The organism is Bradyrhizobium sp. cir1 (assembly GCF_014198245.1).
GTDB lineage: Bacteria > Pseudomonadota > Alphaproteobacteria > Rhizobiales > Xanthobacteraceae > Bradyrhizobium.
In genome coordinates, this window is sequence record NZ_JACIHE010000002.1 from 739,362 (window position 1) to 757,348 (window position 17,987).

The following is a 17,987-nucleotide window of genomic DNA, read 5'->3' on the forward strand; positions in this document are numbered from 1 at the left end:
GCGGACAGACACAATGCGCTCGAACAGCCACAATCAGAGGCGGGAGCGGCCGGTCAAGCCGTCCGTGCCCCCCGCCGGTACAGCAGGAACAGCAGCGTCAGCAGCACGGCGGCCGACAGCCCGAGCGACCAGTGGATGCCGATCGCCGCGCCGAACACGCCGACCGTGATGCCGCTGAAAGCCCGCATGCCCAGCCCGGCCATATTATAAAGGCCGACGACGCGGCCGCGGATGTCATGGGGTGCGTTCAGCTGCACCAGGGCCTGTGCCATGGTGTTGAACGACAGCTCGAAGAAGCCCGCGAGGAACAGCAGCACGATCGCGATTGGATAGATGCGCATTGCGGCGAAGCCGAGCAGCGCCACGCTCCAGAGCATCGCCAGCGTGATCGCGGTGCGCGGCGTGCCCTTCAGCTGTCCCCAGGATTCCAGCGCGATGCCGGCGAGCAGCGCACCGGCGGCATCCGCCGCGAGCAGCACGCTGTAGGACACGCCGGGATCGCCGTGGCCGAGATCGCCCGCGAAGCCCGGCATCTGGGCGTGATAGGCGTTGCCGATCATGAACGAGGTGAGGCCGGCGAGCCACGTCATCGCCGTCAGCACCGGCTGCTTGCCGATGGCGCGGATGGTGAGCAGGATGTCGGCAAGGCCACGCACGGCGAAGCGTCGCGCAGCCAGGCTCTTGTCCCGCACCGGCGCCCAGAACAGCCAGAGCAGCATCGGCAGATAGAACAGCGTGTTGAAGATGATGCCGTGCGAGGGGCCGAGCGTCAGCATGATGATCCCGCCGACGGCCGGTCCGACCAGGATGCCGAGATAGCGCGCCATCGCGTTCAGCCGGACTGCGCTCGGCAGGTCCGCAGGGCCGACGAGATCGTACAGCAGCAGCTGGTTCGGCGTCTGCCACAGCACGCCGGCGCAGCCGTGGATCACCAGCAGCAGCATTGCGTGCCACATCTCGATCGTGTCGGTGAGGAAGAAGAAGCCCCATCCGGCGGAGGCTACAATGAACAGCAGCATGCCGCACTGGATGATGCGGCGCGGATCAAACCGGTCGGCGAGACCACCGACCGCGACGGAGAACAGCAGGAACGGCAGCCAGTGTGACAGCACGGCAAAACCGCCCAGCGTCGGCGAATGGAATTTCTGGAACACCACCCAATAGCTGATCACATGCTCGATATTGTCCGCCATCATCGCCAGCACGTAGGCTGTGAACTGGAAACGATACGGCACGGACCTCATCGCCGCGAACGAGCCGGACGCGACCACGGGATTTTGGGGAAGGGGGTTCAAGCGGGCACCTGGGTGGGACTTCGTCCGGCCATACACGGTTGCAGGTGAAGCCTCAAGACGCTTGGGTGTGCTTGAAGATCAGCCATGCGCTGCAGCCACACACTCCACCGTCATCCTGAGGTGCGAGCGAAGCGAGCCTCGAAGGATGGGCCGCAATCGCCCGTGGCCCATCCTTCGAGGCTCCCCTTGCGATGCTGACGCATCGCAAGGGGAGCACCTCAGGATGATGGCGGTGGTTGTTGTAGGCGCCGTAGCCCGGATGAGCGGAGCGATATCCGGGGCTGTTATTCCCGCATATCGCTCCGCTCATGCGGGCTACGAGACTGCCGGCTTGGCACGATCGCCCATCTCACATACGCTTGTCTTCAGCCCGCGCGACCAACCATAACAAAGCGGGCACCGAGGAAACAGCCATGCAACAGATCCGCGTCTGCACCCACGCTGGTCCCGGCTCGGAGCCCGTCATCCGCACCGTGCCGTGGCCGAAGGTCGGCAAGAAGGCCGCGCTGATCAAGGTCGGCGCCTGCGGTATCTGTGGCACCGATCTGCATATCCTGAAGGGCCACTGGCCGAAGCCGCTGCCCTGGCCGTTCACGCTCGGCCACGAGCTCGGCGGCATCATCGTCGAATGCGGCGAGGAGTTCACCGAGGACTTCATGAGCAAGCCGCTGACCGTCGGCTCCAAGGTGATGATCCCGCCGCTGATGCCCTGCGGCCGATGCTATTACTGTATCCATTATCCGCAGACCGCGAACAAGTGCCTGACGCCGGTCTATTACGGCCGTTATCTCGGCTTCGACAAGGCGCCGCACATGTGGGGCGGCTGGGCCGAATATGTCTATGTCGATCTCGAGATGCTGCCGGGCACCAAGATCTACAAGCTGCCCGACGACATGTCGCTGCGCCTCGGCGCGCTGTCGGAGCCGCTGACCTCCTGCATCCGCGCCTTCAACCGCGCCACCCGCGCCGGCGGCTTCAGCTGGGGCGACACGGTGGTGATCCAGGGCTCCGGTCCAATCGGCATTCTCGCGGTCGCCGCCGCAAAGGAGATGGGAGCAGGGCGCGTGATCTGCGTCGGCGCGCCGGAGGAGCCGCGGCTCAAGCTCGCGCGCGAGTTCGGCGCGGAGGCGACTGTGAACATCGAAGAGCTCAAGTCGGCGCAGGATCGCATCGATCGCGTGCGGAAAATCGTCGGCGGCTTTGGCGCTGATCTCGTGATGGATTGCTCGGGCCATCCCACCGCCGGCCCGGAAGGCATCGAGATGCTGCGCGACGGCGGCACCTATGTCGAGATGGGCCAGTTCACCGACGCCGGCTCGATCGACACGTCATGGCACCGCATCTGCACCAAGGATCTCAACGTGCTGGGATCCTGGGGCTTCACGGGCAACGATCTTCCGCTCGGCGTCGACATGCTCTACCGCACGCGTGACAAATATCCGTGGCTGAAGATGCAGACGATCTACCCGTTCACCGAAGAGGGCGTCGCGCAGGCGGTGAAGGACGCGATGGCAATGAAGACGGTGAAGTCGACCATCGTGCCGTGGCCGGAACTGGTGGAATAGCCACAGTCCTTTGGACACCGCACGCTGTTCTTTCGCGACTCCGACGGCAATCTTCTGGAGGTCTATGCCGAAATCTGAACTGCCAGAGCCGGCCGATGCCCGAAAAGTTCCACCGGGAAACCGCAAGTTATTCACGTGGAGGTGAAACTTAAGTCCCAGTTCCGGCTTTCAGTTCGCGGGAGAGGTCTCGTGAAGCGAATCCTGAAACCCGTCACTTACATCCTGGCTGCGATCTACTTCCTGGTGGATGCGGTCTTCATGGCCGTGGCAAGGCCCATTGCGCGCTGGATCGGGCGGCATTTCGAATTCAGGCGGTTGCGCGGCTGGATCAGATCGCTGCCGCCCTATCCCTCGCTCGCCTTGTTTTCCGTGCCTGTCATCATTCTGGAGCCGATCAAGCCGGTCGCAGCCTACCTCGCTGCAACCGGTCAGGTCGTGAGCGGTGCGGCGACTTTCATCATCGGCGAGCTGCTCAAGCTCGTGCTGGTGGAGCGCCTGTTCCATCTTACGCGGGACAAGCTGATGCGGATTCCGGCTTTCGCCTGGACGTATGGCAAGTTCACCGAGATGAAAGCGTGGCTGCAGGCAACCGAAGCCTGGCGGGCCATCCGGGCCTTGAGCCGCGCGGCGAAGGAGGCTGTTGCGCGGGCAAGAGCCAAGCTGGTCGGCAGCTTCAGCAGGCTGGCGACCTCAAGGGACTAGACCAGAACCAGCCGCATTGCCCTCTATACGAGCTTGCGCGCAGCGGCGGTGGCCTTGTCGCCGGTGTTCGGCGTACCGGTCGGCTCGATCAGCATGAGATGGACCTCCTCGCGCGCGACCGGGCGATGTTCGACCCCCTTGGGTACGACGTAGAGTTCGCCCGGGCCGAGCGTCACCGTGCGATCACGCAGTTCGATGTCGAGACGGCCCTTCAGAACCAGAAAGAAATCGTCGGTGTCATCGTGCTTGTGCCAGGTGAACTCGCCCTTCACCTTCACCACCATCACGTCGCAATCGTTGAAGGTCGTGACCGTGCGCGGCGACCAATAATCCCCAAAGGTCGCGAGCTTGTCGGTAAGCGATATGCTGTCGGTCATGTGTCCCCCGGCTTTGTGTCTCCGTGGGGCACGATTTGGGATCGAATTTCCGGCGCGACAAGTCCTCGCATTCACTCGGCCGCGCGGCGTAGATTGCGCAGCCGCGGCCGGGTTCGCAGTGCCGGCACCAGGTGTTCGCGGGCTTGGCCAGCGCCTCGATGGCCATCACCTTGCAGCAGAGCGTGCAGTCGCCGCAGCTGCGTTTGACGGAGGACGTCACGCGGTCATTCCCATTAATTCGGTGGGTCTCAGGGTAGTGGAGGTGGCTGCAAAAATCCTCTGCAACCTTCAGGCGCGGCTCTCTCCGGAAAGCCATGCATCAAAGGCATGGTGATTTGGCTGCGCTTGGCGTAAAGAGCCCCCAATCAAATCGCCAGCGTGCGGCCAGGCCCATTGCCGCGCACGCCAGCTCAGGTCCGTCGGGTTCATCGTTCCGCGCCTGAATTAACCAAGGTTTCCCATCCCGTGTCTGTTCCGGCCCTGACCCCGCCGCTCGCCCGAGCTTTGGCCGAGCGGAACTATGATTCACTGACCCCCGTCCAGCTCGCGGTGCTCGCCCACGAAGCCACCAGCCGCGACCTCTTGGTGTCGGCCCAGACCGGCTCCGGCAAGACTGTCGCTTACGGTTTGGCCATCGCCAAAAATCTGCTTGATGACGCCGAGCAGTTCGGACCCGCGGCCGCGCCGCTCGCCTTGATCGTCGCGCCGACCCGCGAGCTCGCCCTTCAGGTTCAGCGCGAGCTGGCCTGGCTGTATGGGCATGCGGGCGGGCGCGTCGTCTCCTGCGTCGGCGGCATGGATCCGCGGCGCGAGCAGCGCGAGCTCGCCGCCGGCGCCCACATCGTCGTCGGCACGCCCGGGCGGCTGTGCGATCATCTGCGGCGCGGCCGTCTCGATATCTCCGAACTCACCGCCGTGGTGCTCGACGAAGCCGACGAGATGCTCAATCTCGGTTTTCGCGAGGACATGGAATTCATCCTCGAGACCACGCCGGAGACGCGCCGCACGCTGCTGTTCTCGGCGACGTTTCCGCGCGGCATCGTCGCGCTGGCGAGGCAATATCAGCGTGACGCCTTCCGGATCGAGGTCGCCGGCGACGAGGGTGGTCATGCCGATATCGAGTATCGCGCGATCCGCATCGCGCCCGCCGACGTCGAGCATGCCGTCGTCAACGTGCTGCGTTTCTACGAGGCGCCGAGCGCGCTGGTGTTCTGCAGCACGCGCGATGCCGTCAGGCATTTGCAGGCAGCGCTCCTGGAGCGCGGCTTTGCCGTGGTCGCCCTGTCGGGCGAGCTGACGCAGAACGAGCGGACCCTGGCGCTGCAGTCGCTGCGCGACGGACGCGCCCGCGTCTGCGTCGCGACCGACGTCGCCGCCCGCGGCATCGATCTGCCGAGCCTCGACCTCGTCATCCATGCGGACCTGCCCAACGACGCCGAAGTGATGCAGCACCGCTCGGGCCGCACCGGGCGTGCGGGCCGGAAGGGGACGAGCGTCCTGCTGGTGCCGCCCGCGCGGCGGCGGCGCGCCGAGTTGCTGCTGAACCTCTCGGGCATCGACGCGGCCTGGGGCACGGCGCCGCAGGCGGACGAAATCCGCAAGCTCGATCACGCGCGCATGAAGGACGTGCTGTTCACCGAGGAGACCGCTCCCGACGACCTGGCCTTGGCGCAGGCGCTATTGGCCGAGCGGTCGGCCGAAGACATCGCCGCGGCGCTCGCGCGGCTTTATCGCGCGCGGCTGCCGGCGCCCGAAGACATCATCGATCCCGGCGAGCGGACCGTCCGGCCGCGCGACGAGCGTGGTCGTGACAGGTTTGAAGGCAGTGACGATCGTCCCGCCAAGCCGCGATCGAAGTCCGGAAAAGCGTCGCCGAAGCACGCCATGGCGGAGGGCAGCGTCTGGTTCCGCGCCGCGATCGGGCGGCGCAAGAATGCGGAGGCGCGCTGGCTGCTGCCAATGATCTGCCGCAGAGGCGGCATCGACAAGCGCGACATCGGTGCCATCAAGATCATGGACACCACCACCGAGTTCGAGATTTCCGAGCGGGTTGCGGAGTCCTTCGCCGCGAAGGTCAAGCGTCCGGACAAGGAGGACAGCATCCGCATCGAGCCGATGGCGGATGCGCCGCAGCGGGAAGAGCGTTCGGAAGAGCGGTCACACGCGCCGCGGCGTGAGCGCGGCGAGAACGATCATCGTGAACGTCGCGACGATCGCCCGCGCGATGCAGGTGGATTCAAGTCTCGCGACAAAGCCGACGGCGAGCGCCGGCCGAAATTCAATGATGCTTCTTCGTTCGGAAAGAAAAAGAAGCACAAGGGCAAGCCGGGCCACGCAGAGCCGTCGGTCACGCCGTGGCCGGTCAAGGGTGCGCCCGGAAAGAAATCAAAGAAGAAGCGTCGGGGCTGAGCGACGCCAGATCATGCAGACAGCAATGATGCCGCCGGATTGCGCCGGCGGCATCATCTGAAAAGCCTGTGTGGACTCAGCGGCCGCCGCCACCGCCACCACCACCTCCTCCGCCGCCGCCACCACCGCCCGCGTCGCGCAGCGCCGAATTGTAGCGCGGGTCGGTCTGCCTCATGTAAGCGGGCGAGATATCATGGGTGGGACGAACGACGCGACGTCCGCCGCCCTGGTTCGGCAGCTCGATCAGGCCGGCACAGCCCTCGAAAAAGGCGAACTCGCAGCCATAGGTGCGATACTGCGCCGCGTTGGCGCTGGTCGCGCTGAACGCAGCCGTCGCAGCGAATGCAATCAAGGCAACTTTCGACAATGTGAGTTTCATGGACATTCTCCAGTCTCGGTTCGGCGAGACCGGAACGGCCCGCGCAGTTCTTCGACGGGAGCTGGCCGAAAGCGGTTCGAGGACGCGGCTTCACGCCCGCGTGAGCCGGGATTGACCGGCTGGGACGTTACGTCGCGGCGAGGTCGCGGAGCATGTAGGTCGCGCCGTCGCCGTAGGATGCGAGCTTCGCGCGGAATTGCGCATCCGCCGGCACCGGCCGAAAGCCGAACCGCTCCCACAGCGGCCGCGTGGCGTAGACCGAGACCAGCGCAAGCGCCGCGATGCCCGACGCACGAGCCAGCTCCTCAATCGTCGCGATATAGGCGCGCGCGACGCCGCCGCGACAATCGGGCAGCACGGCGACGTCGTGCACGTAGATGCAATCCGCATCATTGGGGATCAGTTCGAGGAAACCATCAAGAAGCGGAATCCGGTGCTGCCTCCAGGGATGCGCGAGGCCGTAACCAACGGTCTCGTCGTCCGCGATGAGCGCGCGGCAGCCATCGGGATAGAGCCGCATCTTTTCCGCGAACACCTCGGGTCGTTCCGGAAGGTCGGGATGGATGGCCGCCGCGATCGCGCTGATCGCGGGCAGGTCGGAGGCGCGCGCGGGACGCCAATGCGGCTTGCTCATGTCGGTCCGTTGTTCCGTCTCAATCATCCCAGTTTATTCCGTCGCGCAGATATGCGCAGCGAAAAATATCTTTGCCGCCGGCTCAGGAATACGACGGCGCGTGCGGCGTCCTATCCACGCAAGCCAATTGCATGACAGGAGACACCATGACGTCCTCGATCCGCCTCGCGCTCACGCTCGCCGTCGCGCTCGCGATTGTTCCCGCCGCCTTCGCCGCGCCGCCGACCAAGACCGGCAAGACCAACAAGGGCAACGTGCTCACCGACGCCATGGGCATGACGCTCTACACCTTCGACAAGGATATGGACGGCAAGTCGGCCTGCAACGGCCCGTGTGCGACGAACTGGCCGGTGCTGAAGGCCGAGGTGAGCGATGCCGCGGGCGACGGCTACACCATCATCACGCGCGACGACGGCTCGAAGCAGTGGGCCTACAAGGGCAAGCCGCTCTACACCTTCGCCAAGGATCAGAAGCCCGGCGACATCACCGGCGACGGTTTCCTGAACGGCGCCTGGCATCTGGCGATGCCCTGACGGATCGCGCACAGACCTGGTGCGCCGTCCCGCGGGGGTGGGCGCACCGGGCCGCATGCGGGTCGGCTATCTCGGATATTCGAGCTGAATCGCTACGAAATCGCCCGTGCGCGGCCCGTAGCGCGCGTCGATCGCGCGCAGTGTCTCATCCAGCGCCTGCGCCGGCGGCAGCGCGGTCGTGGCCGGCGGCGTCCGTGTTGCCGGCCAGTCGGTTGCGATCCGGTCCGGCAGGATGCGAAGGCCGCTGCGGCTCGTCTGCGCATCCGCCGTTGCGGCGAAGGTGACTGCGCGGGAGCGATAGGTCCGCGACCATGCATCGGCGGTCAGCGCGAGCGATACCTCGTCGATGCCTGATGTCAGCGCAATCCCGAGTTGCTCGCGATTCCACAATGCAAGCGTGTTCGCGATCGCTGTCAGGGCGAACGGGCGCGTGAACCGGAATGCGTCGCTGCGATGGCGCGCATCCCATTCTGCAAGGCCGATGTCGCGGGCGACGGCTTCGGCCCTGGCGCGGCCGGCGATGGCCTCGATCAGGGTGAGAGCCATCGGCATCGACGCGGTGATGCCGGTGGTCGTGGCGACGCCGCGGTCGACGACCAGCCTGCGGTCCGCGGCATAGCGGATCGCGGCATGCTTCTTCAGGTCGCGCACGGAATACCAGTGGGTCGTGGAGCGCCTGCCATCGAGCAGCCCGGTGTTGGCGAGAACCATGGCGCCGACGCAGACGCCGATGACGATCGCGCCTTTGCCGGCCTGGCTTCTAATCCATTGCAAGGCGACCGCGTCATCTTCAGGCGTCATCGCGGGCACGATGACGAAATCGGCCCCGTCGGGATGCTCGGCATCGAACGCAGCGATCGTCGCATGCGGCTGCACTTTCAGTGCCGGATAGAGCGTGACCGGCCCCGGCTGTGTCGCCAGTGTGAGGACGTCGGCGACATCGGCGCGCGCGAGGATGCCGTAGGGCATCAGATAGTCCGTGGTCTCGCTTCTGTCGTTGATGCCGATGATGGCAATCAGCGGGCGTTTTCGCTTTGGCGGCTTCAGCGCGGCGAGCGTCGCCTCGGATTCATCTCTGGATATTGCAGGCGCACCTCCCCACGCCGGCGAGCCTGGCAGCAACCACAGCCAGGCTCCGCCGATGACCGCCAGCGGCACCACGCAGCCGAGAGCGCTCCACGCCAGAATGCGCCAGCTCATGAGATGTCACCCGGTCGTCGTTGCCCCACGCGGCGCGGAAGCTAGCCGCTCGGAGCGGTTCGGGAAATGACGCAAATCCGGCAAAAAAGGTCATGTCGCCGGCGCGATCATTTGCCTCGCAGCAGGGGCGTCCCTGCACCGATCTCAAGTTGGCGCATGCGCTTGCGACAACTTCAGAGATGCAGAATGCGGTCTGCGCCGCTTCGTCGCAGGACTTGAATTAATTTGCGCCGAGAGTCCGAAAGCGAACCGAACCTGCGACTTTCGTCGATCATAGTTGGCCCAGCAGGGGGGCGGGGCGGTTATCAGCAGCAACAATCCCACCGCATTGAAAGCAAGTGCACCGTGTCTCGGTGCGGCGCGCACCTGCACGCGTCGGGGAGTCTTCAATCCGTCATCTCGTTTCGCTTGAAAGGATGAAAGCCCGTGAGTGATGCCAACGTGAAAGCCGATGCGAATGCTGTTCCGCAGAGCGGAGCTGCCAACGGAAGCGCAAAGCTCCAGTTCGACGTACCGTTCTTCAACATGCAGGCCATCTTCGGCAGTTTCGCCGAGCAGGGCGCCACGCGGGCCCAGGCAAATTTTGCGAAGGTGAGGGCGACTTCGGAGGAAGTCACCGCAGCCCTTTGCGATGCCTGTTCGACCAATGCCAAGCGTGCCGCCGACTATGGCATCAAGCTCATCGAAATATCCCACATCAACACGACCTCCACGCTGGACTTCGTGTCCCAGCTTGCCGATGCGAGGTCGTTTGCCGATCTCGTCAACCTCTCCACCGCCCACAGTCGCAAGACCTTTGAAGCAACTTCGGCCCAGAACCGTGAACTCTGGGATCTCGCCCAGAAGGTTGCGATCGAAACGGCCGAGCCGATCAAGCAGGGCTTCAACCGGGTCATGCGTAGCGCTGCTTGAATCGAAGCGGTTGGCCGCGAGGACCGGCTGGACGAGCGTCTTCGCAAGAAGAGGCGCCGTCCGGCCGGTTGCGGCCCCCTCACTCTCGAGGTGACGCCAAGCCGGAGGAAATCAGGATGGGTATGGTGATGATCAAGTGCCCGGAAACCGGAAACGCCATTCCGACGGGTATCGAGATGGATCGCGACAGGTTTCAGTGCAGTGCGGTGTTCTTTTCGCGCACCTATTGCCGGATGTGCGCGGCGACGCACGAATGGTTCGCCAGGGAGGCTTGGGTCTACGAGACGGTCCTCGCGAACCGGAGGTCCGGGGGCGGGCAGCCATTCGGCTCCGGCGCGGCGTGAATGAGCCTTGGTGCATCCTGCGCAACGATCCGATCGATCCTGCGGCTCATCACCTTGTAGCACTCACAGGCGACGACCTCGAGCCGCTGCCTGTCGATCTCCAACTGGCCGCGCCGGCTGGATTTGATCGCCCGCGATGACCGCAGTGCGCTGACCACGTGCGTGACCGTGGTGCGGCGGACGCCGAGCAATTCCGACAGCGTCTCCTGTGTCAAGGGCAGGATGTCACCACCATCCGTCCGGTCGTGGATGTGCAGCAGCCAGCGCGCGAGGCGCGCTTCGACGGAGTGGAGCGCGTTGCAGGCAGCGACGTGCTGGAATTGCGTCATCAACGCCCGGGTGAGGATCTGAACCACAGTTGCGATGGCGGCACTGCGTTCGAGCGCAGCGTGAAATCGTGCGGGCGAGATCTGCAGCGCGGTCCCGGCCACGCGGACGACCGCAGTCATGGGCGATCGGATCGGGCCGAGCGCCGTCATAAGTCCGACAGCGCCGTCGTTGCCGATCACGGCAGTTGCCGCCGTCTGACCGTTCGGCAGCTCCATGATGAGGGCGATCGCGCCGCTGCAGGGAAAAAAGAGGTGCTCGATCCTGTCGCCCGATCGAATCAGGACTGCGTCGTGCCGGAGCTCTACTTTTCGCAAATGAGGTGCAAGCAACGCGAAATCGGCCGGCGGTAACGCAGCTAACAACCGATTTCCAATTCTGGTCGCGTGCTCCATCACGGGAATTATCCCTGGACGGACGCCCGGCAGACGCATCTTCACCAATCGGGCCGCGCTGCCGCTTGCCATGGCGAATGAAATAAACTCGTCTTAAAAGTTAAGGTTCCTCTGACCGATTGGCAAGGCGGCACGCGGACGCGTCTGATCGCGATCGGGCCTTCGAAGATCGCTGGCCGCTTGCAAGGCTTGCGCGTCTGACGCGAGGGCTGCTTCTAGCGCAGCCCCTCATACACCATCAGCCCGCGGGCGATCTGCAGTTTGCGGATCGCGCGCGGCAGCAGCTTCTCCGGCTGGTGCAGGTAGCGCCAGGAGGTGAGGGTGAAGGCTGAAAGCGCGCCGCACTCGTCGTCGAACGGCGCGAGCACGCCGGTGACGCTCACCGGCGTATGCGGGCGGGCGTTGAAGGGCAGCAGCAGGAGCTCGAGATACGCCTTGCTGCCGTCCTCGCGCACGGCGGTGACGCCGGCGATCGCGCCAAGCGTCTCGTCGGCGACGATGGTCGCGATTTCCTCGATCTCGCTGCGGCTGGCCGCCGTGAACAGCGCCGCAAAGCTCTGGTCCTTGAGGTCGATCCCGGCCAGCGCGCAGACGCGGGTACCGGCAACGCGGAAGGGGAAGCCGAGACTGGGCTCGCAGGACAGCACGAAGATATCGCCGAGCAGGCCGCGGACTGCGGCCGGATCGATGTCGGCCCGGTCAGGGGCCCGCGCACTACCGCGCTTCTTGTCCCAATACGCGAAAAATGCGCGGCTCGACGGATGTTTCATGACTGACGCTAATCCCGGGGCGCAACCTCGCGGGACAGATCTGTCCCGCTTCAGTGCACCCGCGATCCCTTCTGTTGTTGTGCAGGAGGGGATTTGCAGCGTCCATGCCGCGGGGGCGTTTTCACGCCTGTTAAGGCGGTCTTTGCGTCGTTAACGTTAAATTAACTATGCGCTTTGTGCCGGCGGCACGGCTGCTATGGTGACCGTGTCGCAAGCCTCGCCGCTTTTTCTCCAGGTTCTCGGCGGGGCCTGTACACAGGGCGTCAAACAGTTTGGCCACGGGCCGGGGAGGGGTGGGGATACACCTTCATTCCTAAAGGCATCGGAAGGCCGACACGGACAGGCAGGGCTTTCCCAGGGCCCTGCCTTTTCCTTTTTCAGACGTGGCGCGTGCCCCGGACGCAGCGCAGCACTTCTTCAGTGATGCGCTGCAGAGCCGGGGCCCATGTTGCGAACTCAATTCAGGAAGAACTGGGTCCCGGCTCAGCGGCGCGTCACTTCGTGCCGCGCCTTGTCCGGGACACGAGATGAATCCGGGTGGGCAGCTATCCGTGCCCCGGACGCAGCGCAGCACTCCTTCAGTGATGCGCTGCAGAGCCGGGGCCCAGTTTGCGAAATCAATTCAGGAAGAGCTGGGTCCCGGCTCAGCGGCGCGTCACTTGGTGCCGCACCTTGTCCGGGACACGAAGATCATGTGTCCCGGACGCAGTGCAGCGCCTCAGCGATGCACTGCAGAGCCGGGACCCAGTCAGCCAGCCAAAAAGTGCAGTTCGTCCGTCAGGTCGCGCCAGTCAGGGTTGAGGTCTTCGATCAGCTTAAGTTTCCAGGCGCGGCGCCAACGCTTCAGCGAATGTTCGCGCGCCCGTGCTTCGAGGATGGAACCAAAGGTCTCGTAACAGACCAGCAATGTGACCCCGTACCGTTTCGTAAACCCCGGCACGAGCTTGGCCTTGTGCGCGACCATCCGGCGGGTGAGGTCGTTGGTGACGCCGACATATAACGTGCCGTTTCGTTTGCTCGCTAGAATATAGACGAAGAAGGCAGTTTGCATGGGCGTGACCCGGAAGAATGAGACTACCTATAATTGCATATTTCGAGTTCGCCGCCAATCTAGGTCCCGGCTCGGCGGCGCGTCACTTCGTGCCGCGCCTTGTCCGGGACACGACATGAAGCCGGCTGGCGGCTATCCGTGCCCCAGGAAGCAGCACAGCACTCCTGCGTGCGGCACTTGGCCTGGTTCAGCTTTGGCCGTCCCCATCTCGCCTTTTGCTTTTGTGCACTTGCGCAAGGCTGGCAAAGGCGACTATCTCCAAGCCTGTCGCTCCGATCGCGCCTGAAAGCGAAGCTGCCTTGGATTCCCCGCCACAAGATTCGTCGCCGCAAGGTCCTCCTCCGGGCCCGCCAGCCGTCCATGAGGAGGCTCCGCGCGAGCCGATCCTGACGCTGCCGGTGGCGCTGACGGCCTATATCGGCCTGCTGGCACTGATCCATCTGCGGGTGCTGCTGCCGCCGGAGCTTGAGAACTGGACCATCGACGTCTTCGGCTTCATCCCGAAGCGCTACGATTCCTCGCTGCTCAATCTGCAGATTCCCGGCGGCGCCGGCGCCAAGGTCTGGAGCTTCGTCACCTATTCGCTGCTGCACGCCAATCTGACCCATCTCGGCTTCAACGTGCTGTGGCTGCTGCCGTTTGGCAGCGCGCTGGCGCGGCGCTTCGGCGCGATCCGGTTCTTCGTCTTCATGGCGGTGACGGCGGCGGCCGGCGCGCTTGCCCATCTCGTCACCCATGAGCACGCGGTGGCACCGATGATCGGCGCCTCGGCCTCGGTGTCGGGCGCGATGGCAGCCGCGATCCGCTTTGCCTTTGCCCGCGGCAGCTTCCTGTCGTTCAGCCGTTCGGACGCCGATACCGCCGCGAAAGTTCCCGCGCTGCCGCTGTCGCGTGCGCTGCGCGACGGGCGGGTGGTCGGCTTCCTCGCCGTGTGGTTCGGCGTCAACATCATCTTCGGCGTCGGCGCGATCGGCGTCGATGCCGAGACCACCAGCGTCGCGTGGCAGGCGCATATCGGCGGCTTCTTCGCGGGCCTGTTGCTGTTCGCGGTGTTCGATCCCGTGCCGCGCGTGCGAAGTGATGCTGCGGATGCGTCATCACGGGACGTTTCCGATCGTGTTTGAGGCGGCGCTTGCGGCGCGGCCCGAATTCATCCATCATTCCCTGGAAGAATGTTCCGAAGCGACAAGCCCATAGAGGCAACGCTTCGACAAGCGCGCGAGCGTGAAACCCGCGCCAAAACTGTTAGTTGAAGACTCGCGAACAAGTCCGGACCGCCAAAGGCGGACGGCTTCGATTCAGGGAGGCGGCAATGACGGTACGTTCCATTCTCAACACCAAGGGCCACCAGATCATGAGCGTCGAGCCCGACGTCAAGCTGTCGGCCGCGATCAAGCTGCTCGGTGAGAAGAAGATCGGTGCGGTGCTGGTGATGAACCAGAGCCGGCTGGAAGGCATCCTGTCCGAGCGCGACATCGTGCGCGTGCTCGGCGAGCGCGGCGCCGGCGTGCTTGAGGAGCCGGTCTCGGAGGTCATGACCCGCAAGGTCGTCACCTGCAAGGAGACCGACACCGTCGCCGAGCTCATGGAGACGATGACGACAGGCAAGTTCCGCCATCTGCCCGTCATTGAGAACGGGAAGGTGGTCGGCCTGATCTCGATCGGCGACATCGTCAAATGGCGTGTCCGCGAATACGAGACCGAGCAGGAAGCCCTGCGCGACTACATCAAGACGGCCTGACGGACCTCACGCGTCCGCCTTATTCGCCCGCTTTGGGCGCGTGGCCTGCGGGCGCCGGCGCGAGCACCTCGATCGCCTCCTGGATCGAGTCCAGCGCGCGCTCGGCGGCGCGCGTGCCGTGGGCGATCAGGTCCTCGGCGCGGTGGAAGTCGAACCAGCCGAAATGGCCGACCCGCGGCGTGATCAACATGTCGGGCGGATCGCCGGCAAGGCGCGCGCGAGTGATGCGGTCCTGCATGATGTTGAAGGCATCGACCATCACCGAGGAGATGCCCGGCCGTCCGCCGCCGCCGAAGAACTCGCGCTTCATGGTCTTCTCGGGCGAGAACAGGCGCGGAAAGCGCCGCTTGGTCGGCGTCGCCTCGGCCTCGGGCGCGACCGGGGCGGGCGCCGCGCCGTGCGCATGGATCGTCGTGGAATGGGTGAAGATGTCGCTGGAAAGATTTGCGGCGATGACGATTTCGGCGCCGAGCGCGCGGGCGGCCGAGACCGGCACCGGATTGACCAGCGTGCCGTCGACCAGCCAGCGGTCGCCGATCAGGACGGGTGAGAAGATGCCGGGCAGGGCGTAGGACGCCCGCATCGCGTCGACCATGCGGCCGCGCGTGAGCCAGATCTCGTGGCCGGTGCGGACCTCGGTCGCAACCGTGGCGAACTTGACTGGCAGGTCCTCGATCAGGGTCTGGCCGACCGCCTTCTCGAGCCGGGTTGCGAGCTTCTCGCCGCCGATCAGGCCGGAGCCGTTGAGGCGGATGTCGAGATAGCCGAGGATATTGCGCATGCCCTGCAGGCTGCGCCCCCAGTCTTCCAGCGTGTCGAGCCGGCCGGCCGCATAGACGCCGCCGACCACGGCGCCGATCGAGGTGCCGACCACGACGTCGGGCACGATGCCGTTGGCAATCAGGGTCCTGAGGATCCCGATATGGGCAAAGCCGCGCGCCGCGCCGCCGCCGAGTGCGAGTCCAATGACTGGCCGGCGGATGCTGCCCAAGCCGACTTTTTCGCCGGCCTTCTCGCCGTTGGAGCCGTTCGAGCCGCGGCCCTTCAAGATCTCCAGCACCAAAAGCTCTCCTCCGCTGGGGCCAGCCCACTGCCAGACTAGGCATCCCACTTGCGCTCCGCCATATCAGGGGCGAAGCATGGTTTATGCCGCTTTGGAAAAAGCGCTGGGCAGGAGTATGGCGAGGGGCGGTTGCCTTAAGTCTAATCACGCAGGCGTCAGCCGGGTTCCAAAGATCGGCATCGGGCCGTATTTCCTGGGATATCCGAGGCTTGAATTTGCCGCGTTTTCGGTGAAAAGCAGGGAGCATGACACGCGGGGGTGACGGCATCATCGGATGGCGGCGCAGCGGCAGGCTGCTGCCGGCGCTGGCTCTTGCCGCGTGCCTCGTGACAGCAGGTCAAGGCGCTGCGCAGGCACAGCTTTTCTCCGATCGCCCGCCGCCGGTACCCCCGGCCTCGGTGCCCGATCCCGGCGGCGCCGTCAGCCTGGCGCCCCCTTCCGGCCCGGGCGCCGGCCCACCGAGCCTGCCGCCAACCCTGACCCAGCCGGTGACGCCCAGCATGCCGCCGCCTGCGGTCACCACCGTGCCGTCGGCCGCGCCGCTCAATGCGGCCGTGCCGGGACAGGGTGTGCTGTCGCTGACGGCGAGATACGGCAAGGACTCGGCCCCGATCACCAGCGGCCTGGTCTGGCGGGTGTTTGCCGACCGTCCCGACGAGAACGGCACCTTCAAGCTGATCCGTGAGGACCGCAGCGCCACGCCGAACATCGTGCTGCCGCCCGGCAGCTACGTCGTCCACGTCGCCTTCGGCCTCGTCAGCGCGGTGCGCACCGTCAGCCTCAAGGCCGAGACCGATCGCGAATCCTTCGTGCTGCCGGCCGGCGGCCTGCGCATCGAGGGGCGCGTCGGCACCAGCCGCATTCCGCAGAACCAGATCTCCTTCGCGATCTACAAGGGCAGCCAGTTCGAGTCCGGCGAGCGCGCCTCGCTGGTGCCGAACGTTGCCGCCGGCGACGTTGTGCTGATCCCGGAGGGCACCTACTACATCGTCTCCAACTATGGCGATGCCAATTCGGTGGTGCGCTCGGACATCCGCGTGCAGGCCGGCAAGCTCACCGACGTCACCATCACCCATCGCGCCGCCGTGATCACGCTCAAGCTCGTCAGCGACCGGGGCGGCGAGGCGCTCGCCAACACCGCCTGGTCGGTGCTGACCCCCGGCGGCGACGTCATCAAGGAATCGATCGGCGCCTTCCCGCGCGTCGTGCTGTCCGAAGGCGAATACCGCGCCATCGCCAAGAACGAGGGCAAGGTCTACGAGCGCGGCTTCAACGTCGTGAACGGCGTCGACGGCGAAGTCGAGGTCGTGGCGCGCTAGCGCTTCGCCTCTCCCCGCTTGCGGGGAGAGGCCGGAATGCGCGCGAAGCGCGGATTCCGGGTGAGGGGGACTCTCCACGAGTCGACCCGGCTGAGATGGCGCGGGATCTCTCCACATCGTCGACGCAAGCGACTTCCGCAATATCGTACCGCGCTTCTCATCGAGCGCACGAAAAGCCAATCAGACGCTGGTCGATCTGCTCGGCGAGATCGCTGCGGCGAAGCAGGCGACGCCGGCGCAGATCGCATTGGCCTGGCTGCTGGCGCAAAGGCCGTGGATCGTGCCGATTCCCGGCACCACCAAGCTGCACCGGCTCGAGGAGAACCTTGGCGCGGCGGTGGTAACGTTGTCTGAGGCCGATCTCGCTGCGATTGCGGGAGTGCTGGCCAAGGTCGCGGTGCAAGGTGACCGCTATCCCGCCCATCTCCAGGCGCGGGTTGGCCGCTGACTTATGTTGCAGAGAGGCCCGGTGAGCGTTTGCTTACCGGGCTTCGCGACGTGTGTTCGGGCTTGAATACGTGTGTGAGCGCTATCAAGCGGCATCGAAGGCCGATCAACACCGATAGTGTCCGTATATTCCACGAATGTCGCGACGTCGTCATGGCCGGTGGACGATACGTAATTCCGATAATCAATTTTATTCTCTTTCCATCCTGCTGCGTTATATGTCGGGCATCCGTCCAATGGGGGACGCCGGAGCAGGCTTGTTGCCTGCGAGACCGGAGGAGCAGGGACCAAGCCCGTCGGCATGTTCGAAGTGATTCTTACCAGGCGCAAACGGTTCGGTTGGCGGTGGCAAGTGTGCGACCAGTCCGGCAAGATCTTTGCCGACGGGTTCGAGCGCACCCGGCCGGCCGCCAAATATCATGGCGAGCGCGCGTTGTTCTTCCTGCTGTCGCAGGCTCACTTGCGCAAGCGCTCGGCGGCGTCGAGCGAGGACTAACTGCGCGCGCAGCTTCGTAGCCCGGGTG

General features: G+C 65.1%; 18 protein-coding genes and 2 pseudogenes. 11 read left to right on the plus strand and 9 right to left on the minus strand.

The window, feature by feature from the left end; translation table 11 throughout:
* Positions 1 to 53 precede the first annotated feature (53 nt).
* Complete coding sequence (locus GGD63_RS08035) at positions 54 to 1,295, minus strand: MFS transporter (RefSeq protein WP_283811929.1); 1,242 nt, start codon at positions 1,293 to 1,295, stop codon at positions 54 to 56.
* 413 nt (positions 1,296 to 1,708) lie between these two features.
* On the opposite strand from GGD63_RS08035, the gene GGD63_RS08040 reads away from it, so the two are divergent.
* The 3 genes and pseudogenes from GGD63_RS08040 to GGD63_RS08045 all read left to right on the plus strand — a co-directional run bounded on the left by GGD63_RS08040 (position 1,709) and on the right by GGD63_RS08045 (position 3,562).
* Entirely contained in the window at positions 1,709 to 2,860 is a 1,152-nt protein-coding gene (locus tag GGD63_RS08040; RefSeq protein WP_183240577.1) for a zinc-binding dehydrogenase, read from the plus strand.
* 3 nt (positions 2,861 to 2,863) lie between these two features.
* A pseudogene (locus GGD63_RS40085) lies at positions 2,864 to 2,938 on the plus strand (glyoxalase/bleomycin resistance/dioxygenase family protein); the annotation flags it as partial.
* A 111-nt stretch (positions 2,939 to 3,049) separates the two neighbouring features.
* Positions 3,050 to 3,562 (plus strand): hypothetical protein, encoded by a 513-nt coding sequence (locus GGD63_RS08045; protein ID WP_183240578.1) that lies wholly within the window; start codon positions 3,050 to 3,052, stop codon positions 3,560 to 3,562.
* 23 nt (positions 3,563 to 3,585) lie between these two features.
* Here the strand turns inward: GGD63_RS08045 and GGD63_RS08050 are convergent, their stop codons facing one another.
* Positions 3,586 to 3,939, minus strand: coding sequence for a cupin domain-containing protein (locus GGD63_RS08050; protein ID WP_183240580.1), 354 nt, complete (start codon positions 3,937 to 3,939; stop codon positions 3,586 to 3,588).
* A gap of 465 nt (positions 3,940 to 4,404) precedes the next feature.
* Here GGD63_RS08050 and GGD63_RS08055 point away from each other — a divergent pair, with 465 nt between their 5' ends.
* Positions 4,405 to 6,348, plus strand: coding sequence for a DEAD/DEAH box helicase (locus GGD63_RS08055; protein ID WP_183240581.1), 1,944 nt, complete (start codon positions 4,405 to 4,407; stop codon positions 6,346 to 6,348).
* 76 nt (positions 6,349 to 6,424) lie between these two features.
* Here GGD63_RS08055 and GGD63_RS08060 read toward each other — a convergent pair whose 3' ends face one another.
* Together GGD63_RS08060 and GGD63_RS08065 are read right to left on the minus strand one after the other, a co-directional pair.
* The gene (locus GGD63_RS08060; RefSeq protein ID WP_183240583.1) at positions 6,425 to 6,727 is read right to left on the minus strand and encodes a hypothetical protein; all 303 of its coding nucleotides are present in this window, start codon (positions 6,725 to 6,727) and stop codon (positions 6,425 to 6,427) included.
* 127 nt (positions 6,728 to 6,854) lie between these two features.
* Entirely contained in the window at positions 6,855 to 7,361 is a 507-nt protein-coding gene (locus tag GGD63_RS08065; protein WP_183240791.1) for a GNAT family N-acetyltransferase, read from the minus strand.
* 146 nt (positions 7,362 to 7,507) lie between these two features.
* On the opposite strand from GGD63_RS08065, the gene GGD63_RS08070 reads away from it, so the two are divergent.
* Entirely contained in the window at positions 7,508 to 7,894 is a 387-nt protein-coding gene (locus tag GGD63_RS08070) for a hypothetical protein (protein WP_183240584.1), read from the plus strand.
* A 66-nt stretch (positions 7,895 to 7,960) separates the two neighbouring features.
* Here GGD63_RS08070 and GGD63_RS08075 read toward each other — a convergent pair whose 3' ends face one another.
* On the minus strand, positions 7,961 to 9,094 hold the full coding sequence (locus GGD63_RS08075) for a DJ-1/PfpI family protein (RefSeq protein ID WP_183240586.1): 1,134 nt from the start codon (positions 9,092 to 9,094) through the stop codon (positions 7,961 to 7,963).
* Positions 9,095 to 9,520: 426 nt separating this feature from the next.
* Between GGD63_RS08075 and GGD63_RS08080 the strand changes: the two genes are divergently transcribed.
* Positions 9,521 to 10,006 (plus strand): phasin, encoded by a 486-nt coding sequence (locus GGD63_RS08080; protein ID WP_183240587.1) that lies wholly within the window; start codon positions 9,521 to 9,523, stop codon positions 10,004 to 10,006.
* Between the two features lie 277 nt (positions 10,007 to 10,283).
* On the opposite strand, the gene GGD63_RS08085 is transcribed toward GGD63_RS08080, so the two are convergent.
* The 3 genes from GGD63_RS08085 to GGD63_RS08095 all read right to left on the minus strand — a co-directional run bounded on the left by GGD63_RS08085 (position 10,284) and on the right by GGD63_RS08095 (position 12,893).
* On the minus strand, positions 10,284 to 11,144 hold the full coding sequence (locus GGD63_RS08085; protein ID WP_312013104.1) for a Crp/Fnr family transcriptional regulator: 861 nt from the start codon (positions 11,142 to 11,144) through the stop codon (positions 10,284 to 10,286).
* A 143-nt stretch (positions 11,145 to 11,287) separates the two neighbouring features.
* A complete protein-coding gene (locus GGD63_RS08090) occupies positions 11,288 to 11,842 on the minus strand; it encodes a PAS domain-containing protein (protein WP_183240591.1) in 555 nt (184 codons plus the stop codon).
* Positions 11,843 to 12,590: 748 nt separating this feature from the next.
* Positions 12,591 to 12,893 (minus strand): GIY-YIG nuclease family protein, encoded by a 303-nt coding sequence (locus GGD63_RS08095; protein ID WP_183240593.1) that lies wholly within the window; start codon positions 12,891 to 12,893, stop codon positions 12,591 to 12,593.
* Between the two features lie 299 nt (positions 12,894 to 13,192).
* Here GGD63_RS08095 and GGD63_RS08100 point away from each other — a divergent pair, with 299 nt between their 5' ends.
* Both GGD63_RS08100 and GGD63_RS08105 read left to right on the plus strand, forming a co-directional pair.
* Positions 13,193 to 14,017, plus strand: coding sequence for a rhomboid family intramembrane serine protease (locus GGD63_RS08100; RefSeq protein ID WP_183240595.1), 825 nt, complete (start codon positions 13,193 to 13,195; stop codon positions 14,015 to 14,017).
* A 188-nt stretch (positions 14,018 to 14,205) separates the two neighbouring features.
* Positions 14,206 to 14,634, plus strand: a complete 429-nt coding sequence (locus tag GGD63_RS08105) for a CBS domain-containing protein (RefSeq protein ID WP_183240597.1) — start codon at positions 14,206 to 14,208, stop codon at positions 14,632 to 14,634.
* 19 nt (positions 14,635 to 14,653) lie between these two features.
* Here GGD63_RS08105 and GGD63_RS08110 read toward each other — a convergent pair whose 3' ends face one another.
* Positions 14,654 to 15,694, minus strand: coding sequence for a patatin-like phospholipase family protein (locus GGD63_RS08110; protein WP_183240599.1), 1,041 nt, complete (start codon positions 15,692 to 15,694; stop codon positions 14,654 to 14,656).
* Between the two features lie 248 nt (positions 15,695 to 15,942).
* Between GGD63_RS08110 and GGD63_RS08115 the strand changes: the two genes are divergently transcribed.
* The 3 genes and pseudogenes from GGD63_RS08115 (at position 15,943) to GGD63_RS08125 (ending at position 17,959) form a co-directional block, all read left to right on the plus strand.
* Complete coding sequence (locus GGD63_RS08115; RefSeq protein ID WP_183240600.1) at positions 15,943 to 17,016, plus strand: hypothetical protein; 1,074 nt, start codon at positions 15,943 to 15,945, stop codon at positions 17,014 to 17,016.
* Positions 17,017 to 17,137: 121 nt separating this feature from the next.
* Positions 17,138 to 17,464 (plus strand): annotated as a pseudogene (locus GGD63_RS08120) (aldo/keto reductase); the annotation flags it as partial.
* 351 nt (positions 17,465 to 17,815) lie between these two features.
* Positions 17,816 to 17,959, plus strand: coding sequence for a hypothetical protein (locus GGD63_RS08125; RefSeq protein ID WP_246785385.1), 144 nt, complete (start codon positions 17,816 to 17,818; stop codon positions 17,957 to 17,959).
* Positions 17,960 to 17,987 lie beyond the last annotated feature (28 nt).

What these genes read in the sequence shown, in the direction of transcription:
- GGD63_RS08040 (WP_183240577.1), top strand. Translation starts at nt 1,709, where the DNA reads ATGCAACAGATCCGCGTCTGCACCCACGCTGGTCCCGGCTCGGAGCCC.
- GGD63_RS08050 (WP_183240580.1), bottom strand. Translation starts at nt 3,939, where the DNA reads ATGACCGACAGCATATCGCTTACCGACAAGCTCGCGACCTTTGGGGAT.
- GGD63_RS08060 (WP_183240583.1), bottom strand. Translation starts at nt 6,727, where the DNA reads ATGAAACTCACATTGTCGAAAGTTGCCTTGATTGCATTCGCTGCGACG.
- GGD63_RS08065 (WP_183240791.1), bottom strand. Translation starts at nt 7,361, where the DNA reads ATGAGCAAGCCGCATTGGCGTCCCGCGCGCGCCTCCGACCTGCCCGCG.
- GGD63_RS08070 (WP_183240584.1), top strand. Translation starts at nt 7,508, where the DNA reads ATGACGTCCTCGATCCGCCTCGCGCTCACGCTCGCCGTCGCGCTCGCG.
- GGD63_RS08075 (WP_183240586.1), bottom strand. Translation starts at nt 9,094, where the DNA reads ATGAGCTGGCGCATTCTGGCGTGGAGCGCTCTCGGCTGCGTGGTGCCG.
- GGD63_RS08085 (WP_312013104.1), bottom strand. Translation starts at nt 11,144, where the DNA reads ATGGCAAGCGGCAGCGCGGCCCGATTGGTGAAGATGCGTCTGCCGGGC.
- GGD63_RS08090 (WP_183240591.1), bottom strand. Translation starts at nt 11,842, where the DNA reads ATGAAACATCCGTCGAGCCGCGCATTTTTCGCGTATTGGGACAAGAAG.
- GGD63_RS08095 (WP_183240593.1), bottom strand. Translation starts at nt 12,893, where the DNA reads ATGCAAACTGCCTTCTTCGTCTATATTCTAGCGAGCAAACGAAACGGC.
- GGD63_RS08105 (WP_183240597.1), top strand. Translation starts at nt 14,206, where the DNA reads ATGACGGTACGTTCCATTCTCAACACCAAGGGCCACCAGATCATGAGC.
- GGD63_RS08115 (WP_183240600.1), top strand. Translation starts at nt 15,943, where the DNA reads ATGACACGCGGGGGTGACGGCATCATCGGATGGCGGCGCAGCGGCAGG.